Raw genomic sequence first — 26123 nt, 5'->3', positions numbered from 1 at the left:
TTATCTCGCTATCCGGGTCAGGTATTCGGTCACCAGCGGCTCGCCCGCCTCGTTCTCGAAACGGTTTTCGAACACCAGGAAAATCAGCGGCCCTTCGGCGCCCTGTTTTTCGTGGATGTCCACCAGGGTCTGGCGGCACACCAGCACATCGCCGGGGTAAATGCGCCGATGCACCTCATAGCGGCTGCCGCCGGCGAGGATGCGCTTGAGCGGCAGCTCGGGCAGCAACGGGCTGTCCGGGCAATGGCCGTCTTCACGCAGGTGGTCGAGGGGCAGCACCGGCATCAGCACGCTGAACAAAAACATCAGCGGCGCTTCATCACCGGCGAGGAACCGCGCCTGGCGCTGCCCGGTGGCGACCGCGTATTTACGGATATCCTGGCGGTTGACTTGAAAACGCACCGGCGCCAATGCCTGGCCGATGCAGCCTGTGATTTCGGCGGTAAGCAGGCTCAAATCACACCTCGCCGGACCAGGTCCTCGTACTGCGCTGCGTCCAGGCCCAGCCAGTCGCGGTAGACCTGCTGGTTATGCTGGCCGACACCCGGCGCGCTGGCACCCTTCTCCAAGGTGCCGCCGGAGAGCTTCACCGGGTTGCCGAACACCTCGAAATGCGCGCCCTGGCATTCGACGCTGACCACCATGTCACGCTCGCGCACATGCGGGTCGGCGACTACTTCATCCATGCTCTTGATCGGCGACAACGGGAAGCGGTCGCCGGTCAGGGCTTCCAGCTCGGCCTTGGTGTGCGCCGCGCACCAGCCTTCGACGATGGGCTTGACCCGCCGCAGGTAAGTGGCCTGCTCGAAACGCTTGGCCATGGTGTCGATTTCCGGATCGCTGGCCAACGCCGCATCACCGAAGGCATGGCAGGCCTCGCGCCAGAACTTGTCCGTGTAGGCGCCGAAAAACACAAAGCCGTCCTTGCACGCATAGCGCCCGTAGGGTTTGACGAACGGATGGCCGTTGCCGGTCGGGCCGACCACTGCGCCGGTCTCGGTGTAGGTGACCAGGGCGTTTTCGGTCAGCGAGATAATCGAGTCCTGCTGGGACACGTCCACCAGTTGCCCCTGGCCGCTGCGCTCGGCTTCACGCAAGGCACCGAGGGTGCCAATCGCGGCATACAGGGCTGCGGATAAATCCCCCAGCACGGTGCCGACGCGCATCGGCTCTTCCACGGTGCCATTCATCGACCACAGCCCGCCGGCGGCCTGGGCGCTGCTGTCGAACGCCGGGCGCGACGAGTTCGGCCCATGCTGGCCGAAGCCGCTGATGGCGGTGAACACCAGCGCCGGGTTGACCGCCTTGAGCACCTTGTAGCCCAGGCCCAGCTTGTCCATGGTACCGGGGCGGAAGTTCTCGATGACGATATCGGCCTTGCGCACCATGTCGAGGAAAGTCGCCTTGCCGTCGGCGTGCTTGAGGTCCAGGCACACCGCCTGTTTGTTGCGGTTGAACTGGGCGAAGAAACCGCTGACCGGCGCGTGGCTGCTGCGGCTCATGGGCGGGAATTCACGGGTCAGGTCGGGGTCGGTGGGGTGCTCGATCTTGATCACCGTGGCGCCCATGTCCGCCAGCAGCATGGCGCAGTACGGCCCCGCCACTACACGGGTGAGATCGAGGATAGTCACGCCCTTGAGCGGGCCGAAGCCGGCCAGGGTGTCGGTAAGAGGGTTCATGGGTTCTCCACTTATTGTTATTGGGGACGTGCACGCAGCGCCTTGGCCACCCGCGATTCGCCGGTGCGTTGCAGCCGCTTATCAATAAAGACGGCTACCTCCAGCAGTTTTGCAAGGTCGACGCCGGTGGCGATGCCCTGCCCCTCAAATAGATACACCAGTTCCTCGGTCGCGACGTTGCCGGTGGCCCCTGGAGAATAAGGGCAGCCACCCAGCCCCGAGACCGAGCTGTCGAACACCCGCACCCCGGCCTGCCACGCCGCCTGCACATTGGCCACGGCCATGCCGTAGGTGTCATGGAAATGCCCGGCCAGGGCACTCAGCGGCACTGCGTCGGCACAGGCCTGGATCAACCGCGTAGTCGCGCCCGGCGTACCGGAGCCGATAGTGTCGCCGAGGCTGACTTCGTAGCAGCCCATGGCGTACAGCGCCTGGGTCACCGCGACCACCTGCGGCACCGGCACTGCGCCGCTGAACGGGCAGCCGAGCACGCAGGATACGTAGCCACGCACCGCCACGCCGGCTTCCAGGGCCTTGGCCAGCACCGGTTCGAAGCGCTCCAGGCTCTGGGCAATCGAACAGTTGATGTTCTTCTGCGAAAACGCTTCGGACGCCGCCGCAAACACTGCCACCTCGCGGCAACCGGCGGCCAGGGCCATGTCCAGGCCTTGCAGGTTGGGTACCAGCGCGGTGTAGGTCACGCCATGGCGCTCGCCCAGGCCACGCAGCACGGCAGCGGAATCGGCCATCTGCGGCACCCAGCGCGGCGACACGAAGGCCCCCGCCTCAATGGTGCGCAAGCCAGCATCGGCGAGGCGTTCCACCAGCGCGATGCGGGTCTCCACCGACAGGCTGCGCGCTTCATTCTGCAAGCCGTCGCGCGCGCCCACTTCCACCAGCCGAACGCTGTTCATGCTCACTGCCCGCGCTTGTCGAGCAACAGCGCCCGGGCACTGTCGGCGCGCACGTCATGGGTGGCGACCATGCGCTCGACCAGCCACTGCACTTCGTCCCCACGGGCACCAGCGGACAGCGCCACATTGCGCGCATGCAACGCCATGTGCCCGCGCTGGATGCCTTCGGTGGCCAGCGCGCGCAACGCGCCAAGGTTCTGCGCCAGGCCGACCGCCACGGCGATTTCACCGAGTTCCTGGGCGCTTTTCACCCCAAGGATGCGCAGCGACAACTGCGCCAGTGGGTGGGTCTTGGTGGCGCCGCCGACCAGGCCAAGCGGCATGGGCATCTCCAGGGTGCCGACCAGGTGGCCCTCGCGGTCTTTCTCCCACGTGGTCAGCGAACCATAGTGCCCGCTGCGGCAGGCATACGCGTGCGCCCCCGCCTCTACCGCGCGCCAGTCATTGCCGGTGGCGACCACCAGCGGGTCGATGCCATTCATGATGCCCTTGTTATGGGTGGCGGCGCGGTACGGGTCGATAGCGGCGAAGGTGTAGGCGTCGATCACCCCTTCGATCACCTCTTCACCGCTGTACTCGGCGGTGGCCAGGTGCTGCGGGGCAATGCGCAACTGGGCACGGCACAAACGCAAATCGGCCAGGTTCGACAGGATGCGCAGGCGCACCTTGCCGCCGGTAAGACGCTCCATCAGCGGCGCCACGGCCTCGGCCATGGTGTTGACCGTGTTGGCGCCCATGGCGTCGCGCACGTCGACGATCAGGTGCGCCACCAGCATCGGCCCGCGCGGGCTGTCGGCGAAGGTGTGCACCTCGATATCGCGGCAGCCGCCGCCCAGGGTGTTGAGCAACTGGTCCTTGCTGTTGGCCAGGGCGATGATTTCATCTTTGTTGCGCAGCAGGCTCAGCCGCGCATTGAACGGGTCGCTGATGCCGATGATCTGCACCTGCGCGCGCATCAGTGGCGCGCTGCTGGAAGTCTGGAAACCACCGGCCGGGCGCGTCAGCTTGGCCATGAACGAAGCGGCAGCCACCACCGACGGCTCTTCCACCACCAGCGGGATCACCACGTCGCGACCGTTGATGCGGAAGTTGCTGGCCACGGCGTACGGCAATTCGAATTTGCCGATGACGTTTTCGATCATGCCGTCGGCGATTTCCAGGGGCAGCGCACCGGCGTCACGCAGCAGCGCCACATCGTCGTTGCTCAAGCCGAGCAAGGGTTGCAGGTGTTCAAGACGCTGGCGTGGGGACAGGCTGCGGAAGTTGGGCAAGCGGGAATCGATGGGCATTCAGGGGCTCCTCAAGGAGTCATTTGTTATTGGATGCCGCCAAATTGCCCCATCTGTAGCCTTGAAAGAAGGTACAGTTTTGCCGGACAGTTCAGCCACTGTACCCATAACAAGAACCCACAAGGAATTGCAGCATGTCGCGCCCGACCCTCGCGCAACAGGTGGCCAGCGCCATCGCCCAGCAAATCACCGACGGCGCCCTCAAGGCCGGCGAGAAGCTGCCATCGCTGCGCGAATACATGCGCCTGCATGGGCATTCCAAGAACACCGTGATCACCGCCTACGAGCACCTGGCCGCCGACGGGCTGGTGGAGGCGCGCCATGGCCAGGGCTTTTTCGTGATCAAGCGCGTGGCCCACACCAGCGAAGACGAAGAGAGCCAACCCTACAACCGCGCCCTCGACACCATCTGGATGATGCGCCAGCAATTTGTGCGCGACCCGGGCCACTCGCACCTGGGCGAAGGCTTCCCGCCGGTGGAATGGCTGATGGACATGCGCCTGGACAAGTTCCACCGCCAGGTGGTGCGCGCCGGGGTGACCACGCTGTTTCGCTACGGCACACGCCTGGGCAACGCCGGGCTGCGCGCACGCCTGGTGCAAAAGCTGGCGGACTACGCGCTGCCGGTGTCGCCGCGCCAACTGGTGACCACCTTGGGTGCCAACCATGCGATGGACTTGATCATCCGGCGCTACCTCAACCCCGGCGACCCGGTGCTGGTCGAAGATCCCGGCTACTACCCGCTGTTCGGCAAACTGCAGTTGCAGGGCGCGCGCATGTTCGGCGTGCCGCGCGAACCCGACGGGCCGAACCTGCAGGCGCTGGAGCAGTTGATCAAGGCCCATCGCCCGCGCCTGTTTTTCCTGCAGTCGATCGGCCACAACCCCACCGGCTCGGACCTGTCCCCGGCCAAGGCGCACCAGTTGCTGCGCATCGCCGAGACCTACGACCTGCTGCTGGTGGAAAACGATGCGATGGCTGACTTCAAGCCCAGTTCGGCGATCAAGCTGTCGGCCCTCGACCAACTCAACCGCACCTTGTACGTCGGCAGCTTTTCCAAATCGGTGTCGGCAGCCCTGCGCGTGGGTTTTATCGCTGGTAGCAAGCAGCGCGTCGAGGAACTGGCGGACATCAAGATGATCCTGCACAACAGCGGCGCCGAGTACAGCGAGCGCACCATCGACGTGATCCTCGGCGAAGGGCACTTCCTGCGCCACCTTTCGCGCCTGCAGGATCGCCTGCGCCACGCCACCGCCCGAGGCCTGGCGCTGCTCGACGAACTCGGCGCCGAGGTGTTCTGCCGGCCCGAGCAGAGCCTGTACCTGTGGGCCCGCTTCCCGACTGTCGAGGATGCCAACGCCCTCACCCGCCTGTGCCTGGCCCAGGGCGTGATGCTCGCGCCGGGGGCGATCTTTTCCACGCAACCGAAGAACACAGTGCCGTGGACACGCCTGAACGTGGCTTACCTGGATGACCCGGTGTTCTGCCGGATCATCCGCGAACTGCAATAAGGCCTTTTGACAAATTTTTCATCTACGCTCGCCTAAGATCGCCCACCTCGTTGGGGAGTAACCTGCTTCTGATCCTGTCGGAAGCGTTCGTATCAACATATTCGGCAACCTGCCGTGGTGCGAACACCGTCTTTTCGGTTGGTGAGACCAGCGACACATCCATGCCTAAAGTCGGGCGTGTGGGTGTGTCGTTGTCTCATATAGCCCGACTGGAAGCCTGACCGTGAACCCCATTTCCCTGATTCTTCTCGCCCTTGCCATGTCCACGGACGCCTTCGCGGCGGCCATCGGCAAAGGCTCCAGCCTGCACAAGCCACGCCTGACCCAAGCCCTGCGCGCCGGCCTGATCTTCGGCGTGATCGAAGCCATCACCCCGATGATCGGCTGGGCCATCGGCCATGCTGCGACGCGTTGGGTGGAGAACTGGGACCACTGGATCGCCTTCACCCTGCTCGCGGTGCTGGGCCTGCACATGATCTACAACGGGCTCAAGGCCGACGATGACGAGGCCGAAAAACCGACCCAGCATTCGTTCATGATCCTGGCGGTCACGGCATTTGCGACCAGCATCGACGCGCTGGCGGTGGGCGTGGGCCTGGCGTTTGTCGACGTGAATATCCTGGTGGCCTCCGCCGCGATCGGCCTCGCGACCATGACCATGGTGACCATCGGCATGATGCTGGGCCGGGTGCTGGGCACCGTGGTGGGCAAACGTGCCGAGATCGTCGGCGGCGTGGTGCTGATGCTGGTGGGTGCGACAATCCTGTACGAACACCTCTCAGCCTAAATACAAAACTGCAGGAGCCGGCTTGCCGGCGCCTGCAGGGACGGGCCTCAGGCCGCGTGGCTTGCTTTCTTCAGGCTGTCCATATCGATCACGAATCGATACTTCACATCGCCCTTGAGCATCCGCTCATACGCCTCGTTGATCCCCTGGATATCGATCATCTCGATGTCCGAGACAATCCCGTGCTTGGCGCAGAAGTCGAGCATGTCCTGGGTCTCCTGAATCCCGCCGATCAACGAGCCAGCCAGGCTGCGGCGCTTGAAGATCAGGCCGAATACCGCCGGCGACGGGTGCGGACTGTCGGGCGCGCCGACCAGGGTCATGGTGCCGTCACGCTTGAGCAGGTTGAGAAACACATCCAGGTTATGCGGTGCAGCGACGGTGTTGAGGATGAAGTCCAGGCTGTTGGCGACCTTGGCCATTTCATCCGCGTTCTTCGACACTACTACCTGGTCGGCCCCCAGGCGCAGGCCGTCTTCGCGCTTGTTGGGTGAGGTGGTGAACAGCGTGACGTGTGCGCCCATCGCATGGGCGATCTTCACCGCCATATGCCCCAGGCCACCCAGGCCGACCACGCCGACTTTCTTGCCGGGGCCGACCTTCCAGTGGTGCAGCGGCGAGTAGGTGGTGATGCCCGCGCACAGCAGCGGCGCCACCGCTGCCAGGTTCGAATCATCGTGGGAGATGCGCAGCACGAACTTCTCCTTGACCACGATGCTGTCCGAATAACCGCCAAAGGTGTTTTCACCGCCGAACACCGGGCCGTTGTAGGTGCCGGTAAACCCGTTTTCGCAGTATTGCTCCTCGCCCTCGGCGCAGGACGCACAGTGCTGGCAGCTGTCGACCATGCAGCCGACGCCGGCGAGGTCGCCGACCTTGAATTTTTTCACATTGGCGCCCACCGCTGTCACACGGCCGACGATTTCGTGGCCGGGCACCGAGGGATACAGGGTGTTGTTCCACTCATTGCGTGCGGTGTGCAGGTCGGAGTGGCAGACGCCGCAATACAGAATGTCGATCTGGACGTCCTCGGCCCCCGGCGCGCGGCGCTCGAAGGTGAAGGGCTTGAGGGCATCCTTGGCGTTCTGGGCGGCGTAGCTGTAAGTCTTGGCCATTTCGTTCACCTGTGTGATCTGACGGTAGAGGTCAGTGGACCAGCATAGACGCTGAACCGTTCAACCGAGCACACCGGTACAAGCCCTTCGTCCGGTTTCACGCAATAGTGCGCTAGAGTCTTTCAGCCCCCTCAACCAGGAGTTTTTGCATGAGCACATTTGTTGCAAAAGACGGTACCCAGATCTATTTCAAGGACTGGGGCAGCGGTAAACCGGTGTTGTTCAGCCACGGCTGGCCACTGGACGCCGACATGTGGGAATACCAGATGGAGTACCTCAGCAGCCGCGGTTATCGCACCATCGCCTTTGACCGCCGTGGCTTTGGCCGCTCGGACCAACCCTGGACCGGCAACGACTACGACACCTTCGCCGACGACATCGCCCAGTTGATCGAACACCTGGACCTCGAGGACGTGACCCTGGTGGGCTTCTCCATGGGCGGCGGCGATGTGGCCCGCTACATCGCCCGCCACGGCAGCGCACGGGTGGCCGGCCTGGTGCTGCTGGGCGCCGTCACCCCGTTGTTCGGCCAGAAGCCCGACTATCCGCAGGGTGTCCCGCTCGATGTGTTCGCAGGGTTCAAGACCGAGCTGCTGAAGGATCGCGCGCAGTTCATCAGCGATTTCAACGCACCGTTCTATGGCATCAACAAGGGCCAGGTCGTCTCCCAAGGCGTGCAGACCCAGACCCTGCAAATCGCCCTGCTGGCCTCGCTCAAGGCCACGGTGGATTGCGTCACCGCGTTCGCCGAAACCGACTTCCGCCCGGACATGGCCAAGATCGACGTACCCACCCTGGTGATCCATGGCGATGGCGACCAGATCGTGCCGTTCGAGACCACCGGCAAAGTGGCGGCGGAGTTGATCAAGGGCGCCGAACTGAAGGTGTACAAGGACGCGCCCCACGGGTTCGCGGTGACCCACGCCCAGCAGTTGAACGAAGACCTGTTGGCGTTCCTGAAACGCTGAGTTAATGTCTGCCTTTATCGGCCGGGCTTGCCCGGCCTTTTTTTTACGCGCTCGAATCTCGCGCGGTCGCCGGGCACGATCGTGCTGAACCGCCGCCCCCTCGCCACGGTCCCAACCCATACGTTCATCGCTGCAGGTAGGCTCAAATGACACTTCCCAAAGAAATGACCCTGATCGAAATCACCGCCCCCGGCGGCCCTGAAGTGCTGCAACCGCGCCGCGCCGATGTGCCGGTGGCAGGCCCCGGCGAGATCCTGGTCCGCGTGCATGCCGCCGGCGTCAATCGCCCGGATGCGTTGCAACGCGCCGGAAAGTACCCGATGAAACCCGACATGAGCCCGATCCCCGGCCTGGAAATCGCCGGTGAAGTGGTGGCGCTGGGTGACGGTGTCAGCGAATACGCCGTGGGCGACAAGGTCTGCGCCCTGACCAATGGCGGCGGCTATGCACAGTTTTGCAGCGTGCCGGCCACCCAGGCGCTGCCGATTCCGCAAGGCATGGACTGGATTCAAGCCGCCGCCGTACCGGAAACGTTCTTCACCGTGTGGGCCAACCTGTTCGGCCTGGGCGGCGCCCACGAAGGCCAGCGTGCGCTGATCCACGGTGGCACCAGCGGCATCGGCACCACCGCGCTGATGCTCTGCCGCGAGTTTGGCCTCCAGGCGTTTGCCACGGCCGGCAGTGCCGACAAGTGCGCCGCCATTGCCAAGCTGGGCGGCGAGCCGATCAATTACCGCGAGCAGGATTTTGCCCAGGTCATCGCCGAAAAAACCGCCGACAAGGGCGTCAACGTGGTGCTGGATATCATGGGCGGCTCGTACCTGAGCAATAACCTCAAGGCCCTGGCCATGGAGGGTCGCCTGGTGATGCTGGGCTTCCTCGGTGGCGGCAAGGGCAATGACGTCGACCTGCTGACCATCATGGCCAAGCGCGCGATCATCACCGGCTCGCTGCTGCGCTCGCGAACCAAGGACGAAAAGGCCGCGATTGCCGCGCAGCTGCGCGAGCACGTGTGGCCGGTACTGGCCGCCGGGCGCTGCCTGCCGATCATCGACAAAGTCTACGAATACACCGACGCGGCCCAGGCCCATGCGCGCATGGAAGGTGGGGACCACATCGGCAAGATCGTGTTGCGGGTGGAGTAATCAGCGGGCAACCCCTCCCGGATTGGCGGCGTGATTACCCGAGGTAGGTGGGGTAGTCGATATAACCTGCTTCTCCCCCACCGTACATCCCCTCTTCGCGCAGCGGATTCAACGGCCAGCCCTTGAAGATCCGCTGCGGCAGGTCCGGGTTGGCAATGAACGGCCGCCCGAATGCGATCAGGTCCGCCAGCCCCGTCTCGACCAGGCGCGCGCCGCGTTCGGCGGTGTAGCGCCCGGCGTAGATGATCCGCCCGCTGAACGTCTCGCGCACGGCCTGGCGGAAGCTGTCGGGCAGGTCGGGCGCGTTGTCCCAGTCGGCTTCGGCGATGGACAGGTAAGCAATACCCGACGCCTCCAGCACCTTGATCGCCTCGATATAGGTGTGATGTGGGTCTTCCTCGACCAGGCCGATGTACACGCGGTCCTGGTCAGTGCCGCTGAACAACGGTGAAAACCGCACGCCCAGGCGTTCCGGGCCAACCACCTGGCACACCGCTTCAACAATCTCGCGCAGGAACCGCAGGCGGTTATCCAGCGAGCCACCGTATTCGTCATCACGCTGGTTGGCATGCGCCGAGATGAACTGGTTGACCAGGTAACCGTTCGCCGAGTGGATTTCCACCCCGTCAAAGCCGGCGTCCAGCGCATTGCGGGCAGCCTGGGCGTACTGCGCGACCAATGCCTTGACCTCAAGCGTGGTCAAGGCGCGCGGCACCGGCGGTTGCTTCAGCTCGCCGACGCCAGGCCCGGTTTCGATAAAGGCCTTGGCCTGCAGCGCGGCAATCGCCGAGGGTGCGACCGGTGCCGCGCCCTCAGGCTGCAACGCGTTGTGCGACACACGGCCGACGTGCCACAGCTGGGCAAAGATCACCCCGCCGTCGGCATGCACGGCATCGGTGACCGTGCGCCAGCCATCAATCTGCGCCGCCGAATAAATCCCTGGCGTCCACGCGTAGCCCTGGCCACGGGGCTCGATCTGCGTGCCCTCGCTGACCATGAAACCGGCACCGGCACGCTGGCGGTAGTACTCGGCCATCAGCGTGGTGGCGATATCGCCAGGTTGCGCACTGCGCTGGCGGGTCAGGGGCGGCAGTACCACCCGGTTGTTCAATGTGTGGTGGCCGAGGGTGACCGGCGTACTTAAAACAGGCTGGGTCATGTGAAATTTTCCAAATTCAGGACGAACAAAAGCGTTGGCGACGCTTGCGCGTCGCCAAGGAGTGACTGCAGTTAGTTAGCTCAGGCGGTGAGTTTCAGCAGGGCCTTGGCCACATCGCTGGAACTGGCAGGGTTCTGCCCGGTGATCAACAAACCATCTTCGAGGACAAAAGAAGCCCAATCAGCGCCCTTCTCATAGTGGCCGCCGAGTTTCTTGAAATCATCTTCGATCAGGAACGGCACCACGTCGGTGAGGCCCACTGCCGCTTCTTCCGAGTTGGAGAAGCCGGTGACGCGACGGCCCTTGACCAGCGGCTCGCCATTCACCGCCTTGACGTGACGCAAGGCCCCCGGTGCATGGCAGACAAAGCCGATGGGCTTGCCGGCACGTTCGAACGCCTCGATCAGCGCGATGGAGGTCGGCGATTCCGCCAGGTCCCACAGCGGGCCGTGCCCACCTGGGTAGAACACCGTGTCGAAGTCGTCCGCGTTGACCGTGTCCAGCTTGACGGTAGTAGCCAGCGCCTGCTGTGCCGCCGGGTCGGCGGCGAAGCGGCGGGTCTGCTCGGTTTGCGCATCCGGCTGATCACTCACCGGGTCGAGCGGCGGCTGGCCGCCGGCCGGGGAAGCCAGCACCAGTTCGGCACCGGCGTCCTTGAACACGTAATACGGTGCAGCAAATTCTTCGAGCCAGAAGCCGGTCTTGCGGCCGGTGTCGCCAAGCTGGTCGTGAGAGGTCAGTACCATTAATACTTTCATTTTCCAGTGCCTCGATCGATGTGAATGTCAGGGTTTTCAGGGCGACCCAACAGCTGTCGGGTCAGCAACAACGCTTCGTCAAAAGGCGCGGGTGTGTGGGTGATCTTGCTCATGACGCTGGCGCCCAGCCATAACGCGTACAGCTGCCGGGCCAGGACCTGCGGGCTGTGTTCGAGCAACAGCGAGCCGTCCTGCACGCCGCGCTGCATGGCCACGGCGAGTAAATCGATGGTGCGTGAGGTGCCCCGCTGCAATGCCAGGCGCATGGGCTCTGATAGGTCTGACACCTCCGCACCGAGTTTGACGGCAAGGCATTTGCCGGCATCGGTGCAGCCCGTCTGGTTGTCGATCCAGCACTGCCAGTAGCGCATCAATTTGGCGTGCTGGGACAAACCCGACTGGTTGAACAGCTGTTCCATGCCCTGCACGTACTGGTCGAAGTAGGTGTCGAGCAGGACCACGCCAAACGCGTCCTTGGACGTGAAGTAGTGATAGAACGAGCCTTTAGGCACTTCGGCGGCTTGCAGTATTTCGTTCAGGCCGACCGCAGAAAATCCCTTGGCGCCGACAATCGGCCGTGCACTGTCAAGAATGATCTGCCGTGCACTTCTGGTTTCGTTGCTCATGTCTTCATCCCGTCCGATTAGACCAGTCGTCTCGTCGTTGGGTGAATGTTAGGGATGGGGCCAGGCGCTCACAATGTCATATCCGCAAGGATTCCGGACACGCCGCAAAGGCGGTTGCCGTTTTCCCGGCAGCCGCCGACAATCGCCTCTCCCACGCTCCTGGAGAGATGCGATGCACAGCGTTGCGCTGATGGTTTACCCGAACTTCGAATGCCTGAGTCTCAGCGTCGGGTCGGTGTTCGAGTGCGCGAACCTGCTGCGCGGCGAACCGGCTTATGAGTTTCACCTGGTGTCGGAGAATGGCGGTGCGGTGATGGCGTCCCAGGGCTTCTCGGTGAACACCACCCAAGTGCGCGCCGAAGGCTATGACACGCTGATTGTCAGCGGCTACATGGAGTTTCGCCTGCCGGAGCTGAGCCTGCTGGAACTGGTCAAGGCCGCCTCTGCGCAATCACGGCGAATCGCCTCGTTGTGCATGGGCATCTTTGTACTGGCCGAAGCCGGCCTGCTGGAGGGCAAGCGCACCACCACCCACTGGATTCACGCACCGGCCTTTCGCAAGCGTCACCCGGCTATCCACCTGGAAGAAGACAAGCTGTTCGTGGTCGACGGCCAGATCTGGACCGGCGCCGGCATGAGTGCCGGGGTCGACCTCGCGCTGGCGATGGTCGAGAACGACCTGGGCAGCGATCTTGCGCGGCGCATCGCACGCAAGCTGGTGATTGCCCAGCGCCGGGGCAGCGAGCAGTCGCAGCTGTCGGCCTTGCTGGAACTGGACCCCAAGTCCGACCGTGTGCAACTGGCCCTGGCCTACGCCCGCGAAAACCTCACCCACGACCTGTCGGTGGAAGCCCTGGCCGAGGTCGCCCGGCTCAGCCCGCGCCAGTTCAGCCGCGTGTTTCGCGAGGAAACCGGGCAGACGCCGGCCAAGGCCATCGAGTCGCTGCGCGTGGAAGCCGCGCGGGCAATGATGGAGACCAGCCGCCACCCGGTGGAAGTCGTCGCCCGCGAAACCGGCTTCGGCGACCGCGAGCGCATGCGCCAGGCCTTCCTGCGCGCCTTCGGCCAGCCGCCGCAGGCGATGCAACAGGCGTTGTTCAATCCGGGCTAGGCTGGTAGCCGAACAGCGACTTCACTTCCAGATAGTCCTCCAGCCCGAACACGCCCCATTCGCGGCCATTGCCCGACTGCTTGTAGCCGCCGAACGGTGCGCCGTTGTCGGCCTTGCTGCCGTTGAGATGGACCATGCCGGTGCGCAGGCGCCGGGCCACGGCACGTGCACGCTCCAGGCTGCCGGCGGTGACATAGCCCGAGAGCCCGTAAGGGCTGTCGTTGGCGATGGCAATCGCCTGTTCTTCACTGTCGTAGGGGATGATCACCAGCACCGGGCCGAACACTTCCTCGCGGGCAATCGGTGTGTCTGGATCGACATCGGCGAAGATCGTGGGCCTGGCGTAGAAACCCGTCTTCACCCCGTGCGGGCGGCCCACGCCGCCGCAGACGGGCGGGCTGTCGACGGCCGCGAGCAACGCCTGCACCCGCTCGAACTGCGCCTGATTGGCCAAGGGTCCCATGGCCGTGGCCGGGTGGCTGTCGTCGAAGCAGATCTGCCCGGCGACTGCCTGTGCAATCGCCACCGCCCTCGCCTGCAACGCCCGTGGCACCAACATTCGCGTCGGCGCATTGCACGACTGCCCGCTGTTGCGAAAACAGCTGCTGACACCATGGCGCACTGCCGCCTCCAGGTCGGCATCGGCCAGGATCAGGTTGGCCGACTTGCCGCCCAGTTCCTGCGACACGCGCTTGACCGTGTCCGCCGCCGCCTTGGCCACCGCGATGCCCGCGCCGGTGGAGCCGGTGAAGGACAGCATGTCGATACCGGCATGCCGCGCCATGCCGTCGCCGACCGTCGGCCCGTCACCGTTGACCAGGTTGAACACGCCCTTGGGCACCCCGGCGCGGTGCAGGATATCGGCCAGCAGCATGGCCGACAGCGGCGCCTTTTCACTGGGTTTGAGCACCATCGTGCAGCCCGCCGCCAAGGCCGGGGCGAGCTTGCAGGTGAGCTGGTTGAGCGGCCAGTTCCAGGGCGTGATCAGGCCGCACACGCCGATCGGCTCGCGACTGATCAGCGTGCTGCCGTGGGTGCGGTCGAACGCGTAGTCTTCGAGCACCGCATAGGCCCGCTGCAAGTGGCCCAGCCCGGCCGGCACGTGGGCACTGCGCGCCAGTGACATGGGCGCGCCCATCTCCTGGTGCACGCACTGCGCCAGGGCCTCGCTGTGTTCGCGATAGCCCTCGATGATCGCCGCCAGCAACGCCAGGCGCTGCTCCCGCGTCCACTGGCTGTAGTGATCGAAGGCGCGCCGGGCGGCAGCCACTGCCCGGTCGAGGTCGCCAAGCGTGCCCAGGCTGATGGTCGCGACCGCGCACTCGGTGGACGGGTCGATCACTGCCAGGGTCTCGGTGCCCAAGGGCTTGACCCACTGCCCGTCGATATAGAAATCCCGGTGGTTCATCGCGTCGCCTCAAGGGCCTGCGCCAGGGTGTGGAAGATCAGCGCAAGTTGTTCATGGTCGAGGATCAGCGGCGGCGACAAGACGATATTTTCTCCGGACGCGCGCACCAGCACGCCTGCATCGAAACAGCGCTGGGCCACCTCGGCCGCGCGTGCCCCCGGCGCCCCGTCGCGGGGCTTGAGTTCGACGGCGCACAGCAGGCCAATCGCACGCACATCAAGCACCAGCGGCTGTTCGCGCAGGGCCAGCGCAGTGGTTTGCCACAGCGGGGCGATCTGCTGCACATGGGCGTTGATGCCCAACTCTTGATGCACTTCAAGGGTCGCGAGACCTGCGGCGCACGCCAGCGGATGGGCGGAATAGGTGTAGCCGTGCATCAATTCAATCGCCTGTTCCGGGCCTTGCATGAAGGCCTCATACACGGCGCCACTGACCAGCACGCCGCCCATCGGCACCGCACCGTTGGTGAGGCCCTTGGCCAGGGTCATCAGGTCCGGGGTCACGCCAAACGCCTGGGCAGCGAAGCTGTGGCCGACACGGCCGAAACCGGTGATCACCTCGTCGAAAATCAGCAGCACGCCATGCCGATCACACAGCTCGCGCAGGCGCTGCAGGTAGCCGAGTGGCGGCGCATACACCCCGCCGGAACCGGTCACCGGCTCGACGATCACCGCCGCCACCGTGGCCGGGTCGTGAATCTCCAGCAGGTGCAGCAAGGCGTCCGCATACTGCACGCCTTGCGCCGGTTGGCCGAGGCTGAAACGCGAGCCGGCATCATAGGGCAGCGGCAGGTGCGCGACGTCGCCGAGCAGCGGCCCGAAGTCGCGTTTCTGCCGGCCAATGCCCGACACCGACAGCCCGCCAAAGCCCATGCCGTGGTATCCCTTGGCGCGGCCGATCAGTTTGGTGCGGCGGCAATCGCCACGGGCCTGATGGTAAGCACGGGCGATCTTCAGCGCGGTGTCCACCGCTTCCGAGCCGGAGTTGGTAAAGAACACTTTATCCAGGCCGTCCGGGGCGCTGGCCACCAGCCGATCGGCCAGGGTCAGTGCGGCTGGATGGCTCATCTTGAACGAGGACACAAAGTCCAGGCGCCCCGCCGCTTCGCGAATCGCCTCGACAATCCGCGCCTGGCCGTGACCGGCGTTGACGCACCAGAGCCCGGCCATGGCGTCGAGCACCTGGCGCCCATCAGTGGTGGTGTAATGCATGCCGGCGGCGCGATCAAACAGCATCGGCGCGCGGTTGAACGGGCGCATGGCGGTAAATGGCGCCCACAAGGAAGAGGTCATGGGTGTACTCCTTAAGACGCGATGCGCGTGCCGATCAGGGTCGGGCGCTGCAAGGCGCCGGCATTGGTATTGACGCCGCGCGCGAAGTGCAGGCGGCCGTGATGCAAGCGGCAACTGACGTGGTCGCCGAAGGCGGTTTCGACAAAGCGCCAGTCCATGCGCAACTCGCCCTCGGCAGTCCAGCAAGCCTGGGCGACCACCGGGGTCTGCTCCGGCTGGTATTGGTGGTGCAGGTAATTGCCGGTGAGGCTGGTGATCGACTCCAGCGGCTGCTGGAAACCCGCGCGCAGGTGATGGGTGCCACGGTGGTCGACGAGGGTGAAGTCGCAGTGATCGGGATGGAAATCAAAGGCCAGTTCCTGCACGCCGTCTTCATTGGGCTCGATGCTGAAACGGCCTTGCAGGGTGGTACTGGCGGGCGAGCTTTTCAGGCCTTGCAACGTCGGCAGGTGCAGCTCGTCAATCAGCGCGTCCAATTGCGCCTGGCAGCCCTGGGCATCCGCACTCGCGCGGCCCAGCGCCGGGAACAGGTGTTGCCACAGCGCCTGGTGCAAGCGCTTTTCACCCAGGCGCAGGCCGCAGGTGAACACGATGACCGTGTCCTGTGCCGGCAGCACGATGCACTGCTGGCCGAACACGCCAGAGGCGTAGTAGCCACCGTGCTCGGTCATCCACCACTGGTAGCCATAGCCTTCGCGCTGGGCTTCGTTGGCCTTGTTCTTGTCGCGCGGCAGGTACTGCTTGCCGTCGAATTCGCCCATCCACACATCCTGCACCTGGTTGCGCGTGGCGTCGTCGACCCACTGTGGCGAGAGCAACTGGCGGCCCTGCCATTGGCCACGGTTGAGGTGCAGCACGCCGAACTTCAGCGAGTCTTCGCTGGTGCAGCTCAAGCCGTTGCCACCGGCGTTGAACCCGCCTGGCGCCAGGTCCCACTCCAGCCGGTCGAGGCCCAGGTGATCGAGGACGCGCGCCTGCAACAACGCGTGCAGGGTCTGCCCGGTGACCTGGGTGACGATGGCCGAGAGCATGAAACTCGAGGCACTGCTGTAGATGAACGACTGGCCCGGCGGCTCGTCCACCGGCTCCTTCAGAAACGCCTCGACCCAACTGCTTTGCAGGTTGCGCCAGTCACCGCCGGAAATACCGCGGGTGTGGCCGGTGCGCATGGTCAGCAGATCCTCGACCGTCATCGCCGCAAGGTTCGCACTGACAGGTTGCGGGCACAGCTCGGGGAAGAAGCTCACGACCTTGGCGTCGAGGCTCAGGCGCCCGTCATCGATCAACAGGCCGACGGCGGTGGCGGTCCAGCTCTTGGTTGCCGAATGCTGCACGTGGGGGCGATGCGCCGAATAAGGTCGCCAGAAGGCCTCGGCCACCACTGCGCCCTGGCGATACAGCATGAAACTGTGCAGCTCCAGGCCGGCCTCGGCCACGGCCCGGAGAAAATCGAGAATGCCGGCCGGGTCGACGCCGCGTTCGGTGGGCAAGGCCCGGGGCAGCGGGATGTAAGTCATGATGGGTCCTCTGGATGTTTTTATATTTCAAATAATGCAGATAAAGATTTGATCGACGCGGCGCTGATGTATTTGAGCCGCCTATAATTCAGCTTTTCCGGGTATCCTTGCCTCCCCTGTCACAGGAAAGACTTCGCACCATGGCCCCACTCACTTCGCTGCAGACCAAAGTCGCCGGGCAGATCCTTGCCGCCATCGCCAGCGGCGACCTGCAACCCGGTATGCACCTCAAGGAAGTGGAACTGGCGCAGCGCCTGGGCGTATCGCGCTCGCCGATCCGCAGTGCGCTTTCCTACCTGGCCGAACAGCAGGCCATCGAGCCGTTGCCGCAGCAGGGCTATCGCGTCCCGCTGCAGGCAACCGATGGCCTGGCGCAGCAATTCAGTGAGTTGCACAACGAAGAGGACCAGCTGTACACGCGGCTGATCGACGACCGGCTGAACCAGGTGCTGCCCGACCAGATTTCCGAAAGTGATTTGCTGCGCCGCTACGGCGTTGGCAAAAGTGTGTTGCGCCGCTGCCTGCTGCGGCTCTCGGATGAAGGCGTGATGCAGCGCAAGCACGGGCATGGCTGGCAATTCCTGCCGACGCTGAACAGCCCGCAGACGCGCTTCGAGAGCTACCGCTTCCGCATGCTGCTGGAGCCGGCCGGGCTGCTGGAACCGACCTTCAAGATCCACCCGGAACACTTCCGCCGCTGCCGCGAGCGCCAGATGGAACTGCTCGAAGGCAAGGTCGACGGGCAGCGCTTTATCGAATGCAACGCCGAATTCCACGAACTGCTCGCAGCCGCCTCCGGCAACGGCTACATCCTGCAGGCGATCCAGCAACAGAACCGCTTGCGGCGGCTGACCGAGTTCCACACGGTGAACAACGTGGAACGCGTGAAAGTCTCGTGCCAGGAACACCTGGCAATCCTCGATGCGCTGGAGCAAGGCGATAACGAGTGGGCGTCGACGCTGCTGCATCGACACCTGGATGTGGCCAGCAAGTTGCGGGTGGCGCGCAACAAGGGATGACGGGTTGCCCCGGTGGGCATCCCTGTTTCGCCTAGGCGCACGGTCCCAGACCGCAAACCCAGGCGCAGGAATGGAGCGGTACGCCGACTTACCGCCATCGCAGGCAAGCCGGCTCCCACATTCAGGCCGAGTCGCCCCCACTCGCATCACCAGAGCGCCACGGTATAGCCAACAATCACCCGGTTCTCGTTCATATCCCGGAGATAGTTAGCCTTGCTCAACCCATTGCGCCAGCGCAACGACACCCCTTTGAGCGCCCCGGACTGAAACACATAGCCCAGGTCAATATCGCGCTCCCACTCACGCCCCTCCCCCACAAACCCCTTCACCTCGGCCTGGTCGCCCTTGGCCCAACGCGTCGAAAACGTCAGCCCCGGCACGCCCAACGCGGCAAAGTCAAAGTCATACCGCGCATGCCAGACACGCTCGTTGGTCTGCGAGAAGTTGCTCAACTGGTACTCGGAAAACAGGTAGGTGTTCGTCCCGTCCACATAGGTAAACGGCGTCTCGCCATACTGCTCCTGATACCCCCCGCCAACGCTGTGGCCCTTGTAGCTGAACATCGCCCGCGTACTCAGCGCGCGGTTGTCGACCTTGCCTGCAAGGCCCGCACCCGACTTGTCCGCATCGAAGTAGCGGATGTCGGTCTTGAGGGTGCCGCCGCCCAGGGCGAAACTGTTTTTCACCCCGACGAAATGCTGCTGGTAGATGTCCTCCAGCTGCGCAAAGTGATAGCTGAGGGTCATGCCCGGCGTAAGCTTGTAGTCGCCGCCGGCAAAGCGGAAGCGGTCACTCTTGCCGGAACTTTTGTAGGCGCCGCTCTGGCTGGTCAGCGCCATGTCTTCGTAGTCGGTGGACTCGCGCTGTTTGGTCTGGTCAATCTGCCCACCGATCAACGCCAGCCCGGCGATGTCCGTCGAGGTCACCTGGGTGCCACGAAAAGTCTGCGGGAACAGCCGGCTGGTGTTCGGTTGCAAGGTCGGCAGGTCCGGCAGCAGGTAGCCGCTGCGCAGTTCGCTCTGGGCAAAGCGCACCTTGCCGGTCACGCCATACTTGGAATATTCATCGTGGGCACGCTTGGCATAACTCGGTTTGCCCGGCGTCGCGTCGTTGTCCCGCGACAACAGGCCGGAGCCCGAGCGGTCCGGGCTGGAATCGAGTTTCAGGCCGAGCATGCCGACCACGTCCACCCCAAAGCCCACGGTGCCTTCGGTGAAGCCCGACTTCAGGTTGAGGATAAAACCCTGGGCCCATTCCTCGCGCTTGGATTGCCCGGCGTCCTCGCGATAATCACGGTTGAAGTAGTAGTTCTTCAGTTCCAGATCAGCCTTGCTGTCCTTGATGAAGTCCGCCTGGGCCGGGACGCACAGCAGGCCCCCGCTCATGAGGCCGACGCCCTTCAGGATCAGGTTGAGGTTGTTGTTATGCATGTTCTTGGCTCCTGGCAGTCGTTATCGGTGAGTAGGTCTTATTGTTTTTCTGGGCACGACATTCCCCATCGCGCAGGTTTTGAAGGCCTGCACGCTGGGTGAAATCAGGGGGTTAAATCGCCGGTCGTATTCGGTAGCCGCCGTCCGGCAGTTTCTCCAGCGGGCTGGCGGCGGCCAGCAATTGCCGGGTGTACGGGTGCTGCGGATGGTCGAAAATCTGTTCGCGCGCCCCCACTTCCACCACAGTGCCCTGGTGCATCACCGCCACCCGATGGGCGATACGCTCCACCGCCGCGAGGTCATGGGAAATGAACAGGCAGGCAAAGCCGTACTGCGCCTGCAGGCGTTCGAACAGCTCGAGAATCTGCTTCTGGATAGTCATGTCCAGCGCCGAAATCGGCTCGTCGGCGATCACCAGTTGCGGGTGGCGCACCAGCGCGCGGCCGATGGCGACGCGCTGGCGCTGGCCGCCGGAGAGCTGATGGGGGAAACGCTCGACAAACTGCTCGCCCAGGCCGATGTCCTGGAGGGTCTGCGTCACCCGCTCACGTCGCTGGGCGGCGTTGAGGCCGGGTTCGTGACGCAGCGGTTCGGCGAGGATGTCGCCGATTTTCATCCGTGGGTTCAGGGACGAATACGGGTCCTGGAAGATCATCTGGCATTGCAGGCGGTGCGTGCGGTTGGCGGCCTTGAGGATGTCCACGCCCTTGAAGCGGATCGCACCGGCGCAAGGTTTGATCAGGCCTACCAGCGAGCGCCCGAGGGTGGTCTTGCCCGAGCCGCTGCCGCCCACCAGCGCCAGGGTTTCGCCGGGGGCAATCACCAGGCTCGCGGAGTGCACCACACGGGTGTGCTGGCGCTTGCCCCAGAACGAGGTCGGCCCCGGGTGCTCGATGCACACCTGGTCCACTTCCACCAACGGCCCGTTGCTGGCCGGCAATGGCGCCAGCACGCCGCGCCGTGGCAATGCCTCCAGCAACTGGCGGGTGTACTCGGCCTTGGGCGCCAGCAGGATATCTTCAATCGTGCCCTGCTCCACCGCCTGGCCGCGACGCATCACCACCACCTTGTGCGCATAACGGGCGACCAGGGACAGGTCATGGCTGATAAACAGAATGGCCGTGCCCTGCTCGCGGGTCAGTTCCAGCATCAGCTCGATCACGTCCAGCTGCGCCAGGCAGTCCAGTGCGGTGGTGGGCTCGTCGGCAATCAACAGCGCCGGACGCAGCAGCATCACCGAGGCCAGCATGATGCGTTGGCGCATGCCGCCGGAAAACTGGTGCGGATAGGATTCCAGGCAGCGCTCGGCGGCCTTGATGCCGATGCGCCGCAGCATAGTCAGGCAACGCTCGCGGATCTGCGGCGGGTCGAGGTCGGTGTGCAGCCTCAGCGCTTCGCTCATCTGCTGGCCGATCTTCAGCGCCGGATTGAGCGACACCATCGGCTCCTGGAACACCATGCCGATGCTCGCGCCCCGAATCGCGCGCAGCTCCTCGGGGCTGACGCTGGCCAGGTCACGGCCCTGGAAATCCAGGCGCCCGCCGCAGACTTGCATGGGCAACGGCAGCAGGCCGATGGCGGCGCGCGCGGCCATGGTCTTGCCGCTGCCGGACTCGCCCACCAGCGCAACGATTTCACCGGGCGCGATGCTGAAACTCAGGTCGTCGACTGCCAGCGGGCCGTGTTCGCCCACGCGGATCTGCAAGTGTTCGACGTTCAGCAAAACAGGATTGGCGGGCATCTTCACTTCCTCATCCGGGGGTCGAGACGATCGCGCAGGGCATCGCCAAACAGGTTGATCGCCAGCAGCGTCAGGCAGATAAACAGCCCGGGGAACACACCCAGCCACGGCGCCGAGGCGATATACGGCCGGCTGCTCGCGAGCATGTTGCCCCAGGTCGCTGCCGGTGGCGGCACGCCCAGGCCGAGGAAGCTCAAGGCGCTTTCCGACAGCAGCGCCCAGCCGAACATGCTGGTGGCCAGTACACACAACGGCGCCAGGCAGTTCGGCGCAATGTGCCGCAGCATGGTGTACAGCTCGGAGTTGCCGATCACCCGCGAAGCTTCGATGTACTCCAGCTCGCGCAGGGACAGCACGGTGCCGCGCACCACGCGCACCACCGATGGCGTGTAGGCGATGCCCAAGGCGAGCACGATCCCGTATTTGCTCGCACCGATGATCGCCATGATGCCCAGGGCCATGAGAATGCCCGGAAACGCCAGCAAGGCATCGTTGAACATCATCAGCACGCGGTCGGTCCAGCCGCGCAGGTAACCGGCGAGCATGCCGATCAGGGTGCCGGCCAGCACGGCCACGCTGACCGTCAGCAGGCTCACCCACAGGCTGGTGCGCGCGCCGATCAACAGGCGGCTGAACACGTCGCGACCGAACTCGTCGGTGCCCAGCCAGTGCGTGGCCGAGGGCGCCTGGAAGCGCGACATCAGGTCGATTTTCAGCGGATCGAACGGTGACCACACCAGGCCCATCAATGCCAGCGCAATCAACCCCACCAGCAGCCCGCCGCCGATCAGGGCATTGGCCGGCGCCCACACGCGTCGACGCCTGGCCTGCACGGGCACGGCAATACTCGAACTCATAACTTCACCCTTGGATCGAACAGCGGATAGAGCAGATCCACACACAGGTTGACCAGCACGTAGATAAAGGTGATCAGCAACAGGCAGCCCTGCAGCACCGGGTAGTCGCGGGCGAAAATCGCATCCACCATCAAGCGGCCTATGCCTGGCAGGGTGAACACCGTTTCCAGCACCGCGATGCCGCCCAGCAGGTTGCCGAGGATCAGCCCCACCAGGGTCCAGGTCGGGGCGAAGGCGTTGGGCAATGCGTGTTTCCACAGCACCGCGCGCTCCGACAAGCCCTTGGCGCGGGCATGGGCGATGTACTCCAGGCGCAGCACTTCAATGGTGCTGGCCCGCGCCATGCGGGTGATCGCGCCGACTTCCACCAGCGTCAGGGTCACCACCGGCAGCACCATGTAGCTGATCGCCTGCCACGGCGCCTGGGCGAAACTGACATAGCCCACCACCGGCAGCCAGCCGAGCTGGATGCCAAAGGCATGCAGCAGCAGCAGGCCGAGCCAGAAGCTGGGGATCGACAGCAGCAAGGTCGCCACCGACACCAGGCCGAGGTCGAGTGCAGTGTTCTGTTTCCAGGCGGCTATCAGGCCGATGGGCACCGCGATCAGCGTGGCGAACAACACCGCCACCAGCACGATGGTCGCGCTGACGCTGAAGCGGTCCAGGATCAGCGGCAACACCGCCTGCTTGGTGCTGATGGAAAAGCCCAGGTCAAAGCTCAACACCGCCTTGAACCAGATCAGGAACTGCGTCACCAACGAGTGATCCAGGCCCAGGGTGTGGCGCATCTCGGCCAGGCTCTGGGGGTCGGCCATATCGCCGAGCATCAGCAGCGCCGGGTCGCCCGGGATCAGGCGAATCAAGGCGAAGACCATCACCGAAATCAGCAACAGCGTCGGGATCGCCATCCCGAGTTTTTGCAGGATAAAACGCAACATGCTCAGGCCTCGTTAATGGGCAGCGAGGCTGACGCCCCACAACCGTGGCGACGACACCGGCCACGAATGGAAGCCCTTGACGCTGTCCCGCAGCGCTGCGGCGACCGTGCCGTTGTAGATGATCACCATCGGCGTGTCGTGGATCATCATCGTGTGCAACTGGTCGAACAGCGCCTGGCGCCTGGCCGTGTCACTCTCGCGCACCGCTTCGCGCAGCACCGCCTGCGCCTGGGGGTTGTCCCAGACCTTGCGCGGCTCCTTGCTCTTGTCGCCCATCAGTGAATCGAAGCTGGTGGCCGGGTCGAGGCGCGACGAATAAGAGAACGCCATCATCTGGTAGTTGCCGCTCTGGTAGCGCTCCAGCTGCGTACCCCACTCCAGGGTTTCCATCTGGATATTCAGGCCGCTGGCCACCGCCATCGCCTGGCTGAGCAGGCCCATGTCGAACATCTGCGAATAGCGTTTGTTGACGATCATCTTGATCGGCTGGCCGTGGTAGCCGGCCTCGCTGAGCAGGCGCTGGGCTTCCTGCGGGTCATAGCGATAACCCTGCCTGGCGGTGGCACTGTAGAACGGGCTGGTCTGGGGGATGGCCGAGTTGTTCGGCTCCGAGGTGCCGTTGGACAGGGCGTTGACCATTTGCCCGTAGTCCAGGGAATGGGCGATGGCCTGGCGGATGCGCACATCCTTGAGCAGTGGGTCGTTGGTCTGGAACAGCAAGCCACAGATCGCCATGATCGGGCTGAACGAGATCTGCACGCCCGGCGTGGTTTTCAACTCCTGGGCATCGCTGGCGCTGACATTGGGCAGCAGGTCGATGTTGTTGGACATCAACGCGGCCTTGGCCGATGACGGGTCGGGGATCACCATGAAACGTACGGCGTCGACCAATGCGGTCTTCTTGCCGGTAAAGCCATCCGGCCCGGCCTCGTCGCGCGGACTGTAGTCCTTGAAGCGCGAGAGCACCACGTATTGGCCGGGTTTCCATTCATCGAGGCTGAACGGGCCGGTGCCGATCGGCGCCTTCCAGCTGCCGTCCGCCGCCAGCGAATCGCGGTGCAGGATGCCGCTGCCGCCGCAATCGGGGCGCGCCATGGAAGCCAGGAACAGGCCGCTGGGCTGGTCGAGGTGGAACACCACGGTCAGCGGGTCCGGCGCATCGATGCCGGTGATTTTCGCCCCGCCACGGCCATCGAATTCGGCCAGGCAGCGCCACTGGGTTTTCGGGTCGAGGTAGCGCTCCCAGGTCCACTTCACGTCGGCGGCGGTCAAGGTCGCGCCATTCTGGAAGTGCACGCCGTCGCGCAGCTTGAAGGTGTAGGTCATGCCGTCAGCGGAGCGTTGCACCTCACGAGCCAGCAACGGGCCGACGGAGGCGTCTTCACGGTGGGCCACCAGGCCTTCGACGATGTGCAGCATCACCGTGTCGGTGTTTTCGTCACGGTTGACGCCCGGCTCGGTGCTGCGGATGTCGGCATTCAAGCCGACGCGCAAGGTGGTCTGGGCCTGCGCAAGGCCGGCGCTGAGTGCGAGGGTGACGCACAGCGTGCCATTGAGTAAGCGATTCACGGGAGATGTTCTCCTTCGCTGAAGAGACCGGCCTGGGGCAGAAGCCGGCTTCAAGCCTGTGTTAGGTCGTTGTTGTTATGGCCTGGCCTGAGGTCAGTGCCGCGGATGTTTTTTGTTTTTTTAAATTCGCCGGGACATATTCACAGTACAAGCCCGGCTTGTAAATGTTTTTTTATGCATATAAAAACATTGTCGGCTAAGCGGTGTTTTTCTCCAGGCAACAAAAAAGAGGCCGAAGCCTCTTTTGGGGCAAACCCGCGCCTGCCCTAGCGGCAGTGGTAAGGACTTTCGCTCTTGAGCTCTTCGCCGGTGTTGAGGTCACGGATGGTCACCGTGGCTTTCGGGAAGTTCTGGCAGAACATGTTGCGCGACGAATAGATAGCACTGCCGTGGCCGGTGATGACCATCGGGATCGGCGCACCGGAGACGTCGACGGCCGTGACGTTATAGTCACCCGAGAGGGTCACGCAACCGCCGAGCATCAGCAGTGCGGCAGCCGCCGCCAGGTACTTGATCGAAGCAGACATAGGCATTTCGCATCCTTGTGAAATTCAGGGCCAGGGTGGCCGACGAGGCTAGGAACGGCTTGGCCGCCTTGAGTTCAACCCTGTGTTCAGTGCAGCGCCGCGCGGGTAATCAGGTAGCTCACCAGTTGCGGGTCATCGTCCAGCTCAAGGGTCTGCACCGGGCGTGGCAGGTTATCCAGCACCGTGCGCCAGAACGCCTGGGACACTTCGTCCTGGTCATAGAAGCGCACCAGCCAATTGGCGTGACCACTGCACAACACTTGCGTGGCGATGGCGCGGCCAATGCCTTTGCGGCGATAGCGCTTGAGGATAAACAGGTCGGCCAGTTCCAGGGCGTCGAGGCCCGGCAATTCACTGCCTTCGATCAGCAGGAAGCCGGCGATATAGCCATCGACCAGCAGCAGGTTGGCGCTCCACTGCGGATCCTGCCAGTAACGGGTCAGGTGTTCGTCGTGGATGTAGAAGCGGCCATCGGCCTCGACGTCTTCCTGCTCCCAGTCCGACGACTCGTAGGCGTAGTACTGGTAGAGATTGCGGATCAGCTCGGCGTCTTCCGGCCCGGTCTGGATCAGTTCAACGGTGGTTTCAGGCATGGGGGTCTCGGTGAAAAAACGCAGGGCGCCATTGTTCACAAATCCTCTCGCCAGGCCAATACATTGTCTAACCTTTCTGCTTGCTGAACCGAATGCGGATTTGTCTGGCGCGGCCTAAAACTTTGAAACATTTGGAATAAACTCCGCCAGCCCTCCCCTTTTTCTCCAAG

The 26123-nt window shown here is 64.0% G+C and carries 24 protein-coding genes; 6 read left to right on the top strand and 18 right to left on the bottom strand.

Annotated elements, in window-relative coordinates:
- From AC07SI_RS09770 to AC07SI_RS09755, 4 genes are read right to left on the bottom strand one after another with little or no spacing between them, the layout of a single operon-like run.
- A complete protein-coding gene (locus AC07SI_RS09770) occupies nt 1-456 on the bottom strand; it encodes an FAS1-like dehydratase domain-containing protein (protein ID WP_106804375.1) in 456 nt (151 codons plus the stop codon).
- On the bottom strand, nt 453-1679 hold the full coding sequence (locus tag AC07SI_RS09765) for a CaiB/BaiF CoA transferase family protein (protein ID WP_201144041.1): 1227 nt from the start codon (nt 1677-1679) through the stop codon (nt 453-455). Before AC07SI_RS09765 ends, AC07SI_RS09770 begins: the two co-directional genes overlap by 4 nt.
- Before the next feature lie 17 nt (nt 1680-1696).
- Entirely contained in the window at nt 1697-2593 is an 897-nt protein-coding gene (locus tag AC07SI_RS09760) for a hydroxymethylglutaryl-CoA lyase (protein WP_495005628.1), read from the bottom strand.
- A gap of 2 nt (nt 2594-2595) precedes the next feature.
- Nucleotides 2596-3882: a hydroxymethylglutaryl-CoA reductase, degradative gene (locus AC07SI_RS09755; protein WP_065905891.1), complete on the bottom strand. Its 1287-nt coding sequence runs from the start codon at nt 3880-3882 to the stop codon at nt 2596-2598.
- A gap of 134 nt (nt 3883-4016) precedes the next feature.
- On the opposite strand from AC07SI_RS09755, the gene AC07SI_RS09750 reads away from it, so the two are divergent.
- Nucleotides 4017-5393 carry an aminotransferase-like domain-containing protein gene (locus AC07SI_RS09750; RefSeq protein ID WP_065905889.1) on the top strand — a complete coding sequence of 459 codons (1377 nt, stop codon included), beginning with the start codon at nt 4017-4019 and terminating at the stop codon, nt 5391-5393.
- A gap of 223 nt (nt 5394-5616) precedes the next feature.
- On the top strand, nt 5617-6180 hold the full coding sequence (mntP, locus tag AC07SI_RS09745; protein WP_120448210.1) for a manganese efflux pump MntP: 564 nt from the start codon (nt 5617-5619) through the stop codon (nt 6178-6180).
- 47 nt (nt 6181-6227) lie between these two features.
- On the opposite strand, the gene AC07SI_RS09740 is transcribed toward mntP, so the two are convergent.
- Nucleotides 6228-7295 (bottom strand): NAD(P)-dependent alcohol dehydrogenase, encoded by a 1068-nt coding sequence (locus AC07SI_RS09740; RefSeq protein ID WP_065905886.1) that lies wholly within the window; start codon nt 7293-7295, stop codon nt 6228-6230.
- Between the two features lie 149 nt (nt 7296-7444).
- Here AC07SI_RS09740 and AC07SI_RS09735 point away from each other — a divergent pair, with 149 nt between their 5' ends.
- Nucleotides 7445-8263, top strand: a complete 819-nt coding sequence (locus AC07SI_RS09735) for an alpha/beta fold hydrolase (RefSeq protein WP_201144038.1) — start codon at nt 7445-7447, stop codon at nt 8261-8263.
- Nucleotides 8264-8409: 146 nt separating this feature from the next.
- A complete protein-coding gene (locus AC07SI_RS09730; protein WP_495005627.1) occupies nt 8410-9408 on the top strand; it encodes an NAD(P)H-quinone oxidoreductase in 999 nt (332 codons plus the stop codon).
- A gap of 34 nt (nt 9409-9442) precedes the next feature.
- On the opposite strand, the gene AC07SI_RS09725 is transcribed toward AC07SI_RS09730, so the two are convergent.
- The 3 genes from AC07SI_RS09725 to AC07SI_RS09715 all read right to left on the bottom strand — a co-directional run bounded on the left by AC07SI_RS09725 (nt 9443) and on the right by AC07SI_RS09715 (nt 11951).
- Nucleotides 9443-10567, bottom strand: a complete 1125-nt coding sequence (locus AC07SI_RS09725) for an alkene reductase (protein WP_495005626.1) — start codon at nt 10565-10567, stop codon at nt 9443-9445.
- 80 nt (nt 10568-10647) lie between these two features.
- On the bottom strand, nt 10648-11325 hold the full coding sequence (locus tag AC07SI_RS09720; RefSeq protein WP_065905875.1) for a type 1 glutamine amidotransferase domain-containing protein: 678 nt from the start codon (nt 11323-11325) through the stop codon (nt 10648-10650).
- Entirely contained in the window at nt 11322-11951 is a 630-nt protein-coding gene (locus tag AC07SI_RS09715; RefSeq protein ID WP_495005625.1) for a TetR/AcrR family transcriptional regulator, read from the bottom strand. The genes AC07SI_RS09720 and AC07SI_RS09715 overlap by 4 nt, the downstream gene beginning before the upstream one ends.
- Before the next feature lie 172 nt (nt 11952-12123).
- Between AC07SI_RS09715 and AC07SI_RS09710 the strand changes: the two genes are divergently transcribed.
- The gene (locus tag AC07SI_RS09710) at nt 12124-13062 is read left to right on the top strand and encodes a GlxA family transcriptional regulator (protein ID WP_495005624.1); all 939 of its coding nucleotides are present in this window, start codon (nt 12124-12126) and stop codon (nt 13060-13062) included.
- Here AC07SI_RS09710 and AC07SI_RS09705 read toward each other — a convergent pair.
- The 3 genes from AC07SI_RS09705 to AC07SI_RS09695 are packed head-to-tail and all read right to left on the bottom strand — an operon-like array spanning nt 13049 to nt 17279.
- Nucleotides 13049-14470, bottom strand: a complete 1422-nt coding sequence (locus AC07SI_RS09705; RefSeq protein WP_495005623.1) for an aldehyde dehydrogenase family protein — start codon at nt 14468-14470, stop codon at nt 13049-13051. The genes AC07SI_RS09710 and AC07SI_RS09705 overlap by 14 nt on opposite strands.
- Nucleotides 14467-15762, bottom strand: coding sequence for an omega-aminotransferase AptA (aptA, locus tag AC07SI_RS09700; protein ID WP_495005622.1), 1296 nt, complete (start codon nt 15760-15762; stop codon nt 14467-14469). The genes AC07SI_RS09705 and aptA overlap by 4 nt, the downstream gene beginning before the upstream one ends.
- A gap of 11 nt (nt 15763-15773) precedes the next feature.
- Nucleotides 15774-17279 carry a serine hydrolase domain-containing protein gene (locus tag AC07SI_RS09695; protein WP_495005621.1) on the bottom strand — a complete coding sequence of 502 codons (1506 nt, stop codon included), beginning with the start codon at nt 17277-17279 and terminating at the stop codon, nt 15774-15776.
- 140 nt (nt 17280-17419) lie between these two features.
- Here AC07SI_RS09695 and AC07SI_RS09690 point away from each other — a divergent pair, with 140 nt between their 5' ends.
- Nucleotides 17420-18298 carry a GntR family transcriptional regulator gene (locus tag AC07SI_RS09690; protein ID WP_065905861.1) on the top strand — a complete coding sequence of 293 codons (879 nt, stop codon included), beginning with the start codon at nt 17420-17422 and terminating at the stop codon, nt 18296-18298.
- A gap of 146 nt (nt 18299-18444) precedes the next feature.
- Here the strand turns inward: AC07SI_RS09690 and AC07SI_RS09685 are convergent, their stop codons facing one another.
- From AC07SI_RS09685 to AC07SI_RS09655, 7 genes are all read right to left on the bottom strand, one after another.
- Complete coding sequence (locus tag AC07SI_RS09685) at nt 18445-19683, bottom strand: OprD family porin (RefSeq protein WP_371920704.1); 1239 nt, start codon at nt 19681-19683, stop codon at nt 18445-18447.
- A 157-nt stretch (nt 19684-19840) separates the two neighbouring features.
- Nucleotides 19841-21469 (bottom strand): ABC transporter ATP-binding protein, encoded by a 1629-nt coding sequence (locus AC07SI_RS09680; RefSeq protein WP_495005620.1) that lies wholly within the window; start codon nt 21467-21469, stop codon nt 19841-19843.
- Between the two features lie 2 nt (nt 21470-21471).
- Nucleotides 21472-22326, bottom strand: coding sequence for an ABC transporter permease (locus AC07SI_RS09675; protein ID WP_495005619.1), 855 nt, complete (start codon nt 22324-22326; stop codon nt 21472-21474).
- Nucleotides 22323-23264, bottom strand: a complete 942-nt coding sequence (locus AC07SI_RS09670; RefSeq protein ID WP_065905853.1) for an ABC transporter permease — start codon at nt 23262-23264, stop codon at nt 22323-22325. The genes AC07SI_RS09675 and AC07SI_RS09670 overlap by 4 nt, the downstream gene beginning before the upstream one ends.
- A gap of 12 nt (nt 23265-23276) precedes the next feature.
- A complete protein-coding gene (locus AC07SI_RS09665) occupies nt 23277-24833 on the bottom strand; it encodes an ABC transporter substrate-binding protein (protein WP_495005618.1) in 1557 nt (518 codons plus the stop codon).
- 266 nt (nt 24834-25099) lie between these two features.
- Complete coding sequence (locus AC07SI_RS09660) at nt 25100-25366, bottom strand: hypothetical protein (protein WP_495005617.1); 267 nt, start codon at nt 25364-25366, stop codon at nt 25100-25102.
- Between the two features lie 80 nt (nt 25367-25446).
- Nucleotides 25447-25953 carry a GNAT family N-acetyltransferase gene (locus tag AC07SI_RS09655; RefSeq protein WP_065906117.1) on the bottom strand — a complete coding sequence of 169 codons (507 nt, stop codon included), beginning with the start codon at nt 25951-25953 and terminating at the stop codon, nt 25447-25449.
- Nucleotides 25954-26123: the final 170 nt, after the last annotated feature.

The organism is Pseudomonas sp. GW821-FHT05D12, assembly GCF_059419825.1.
This window is presented reverse-complemented; position numbering and strand designations above follow the sequence as displayed.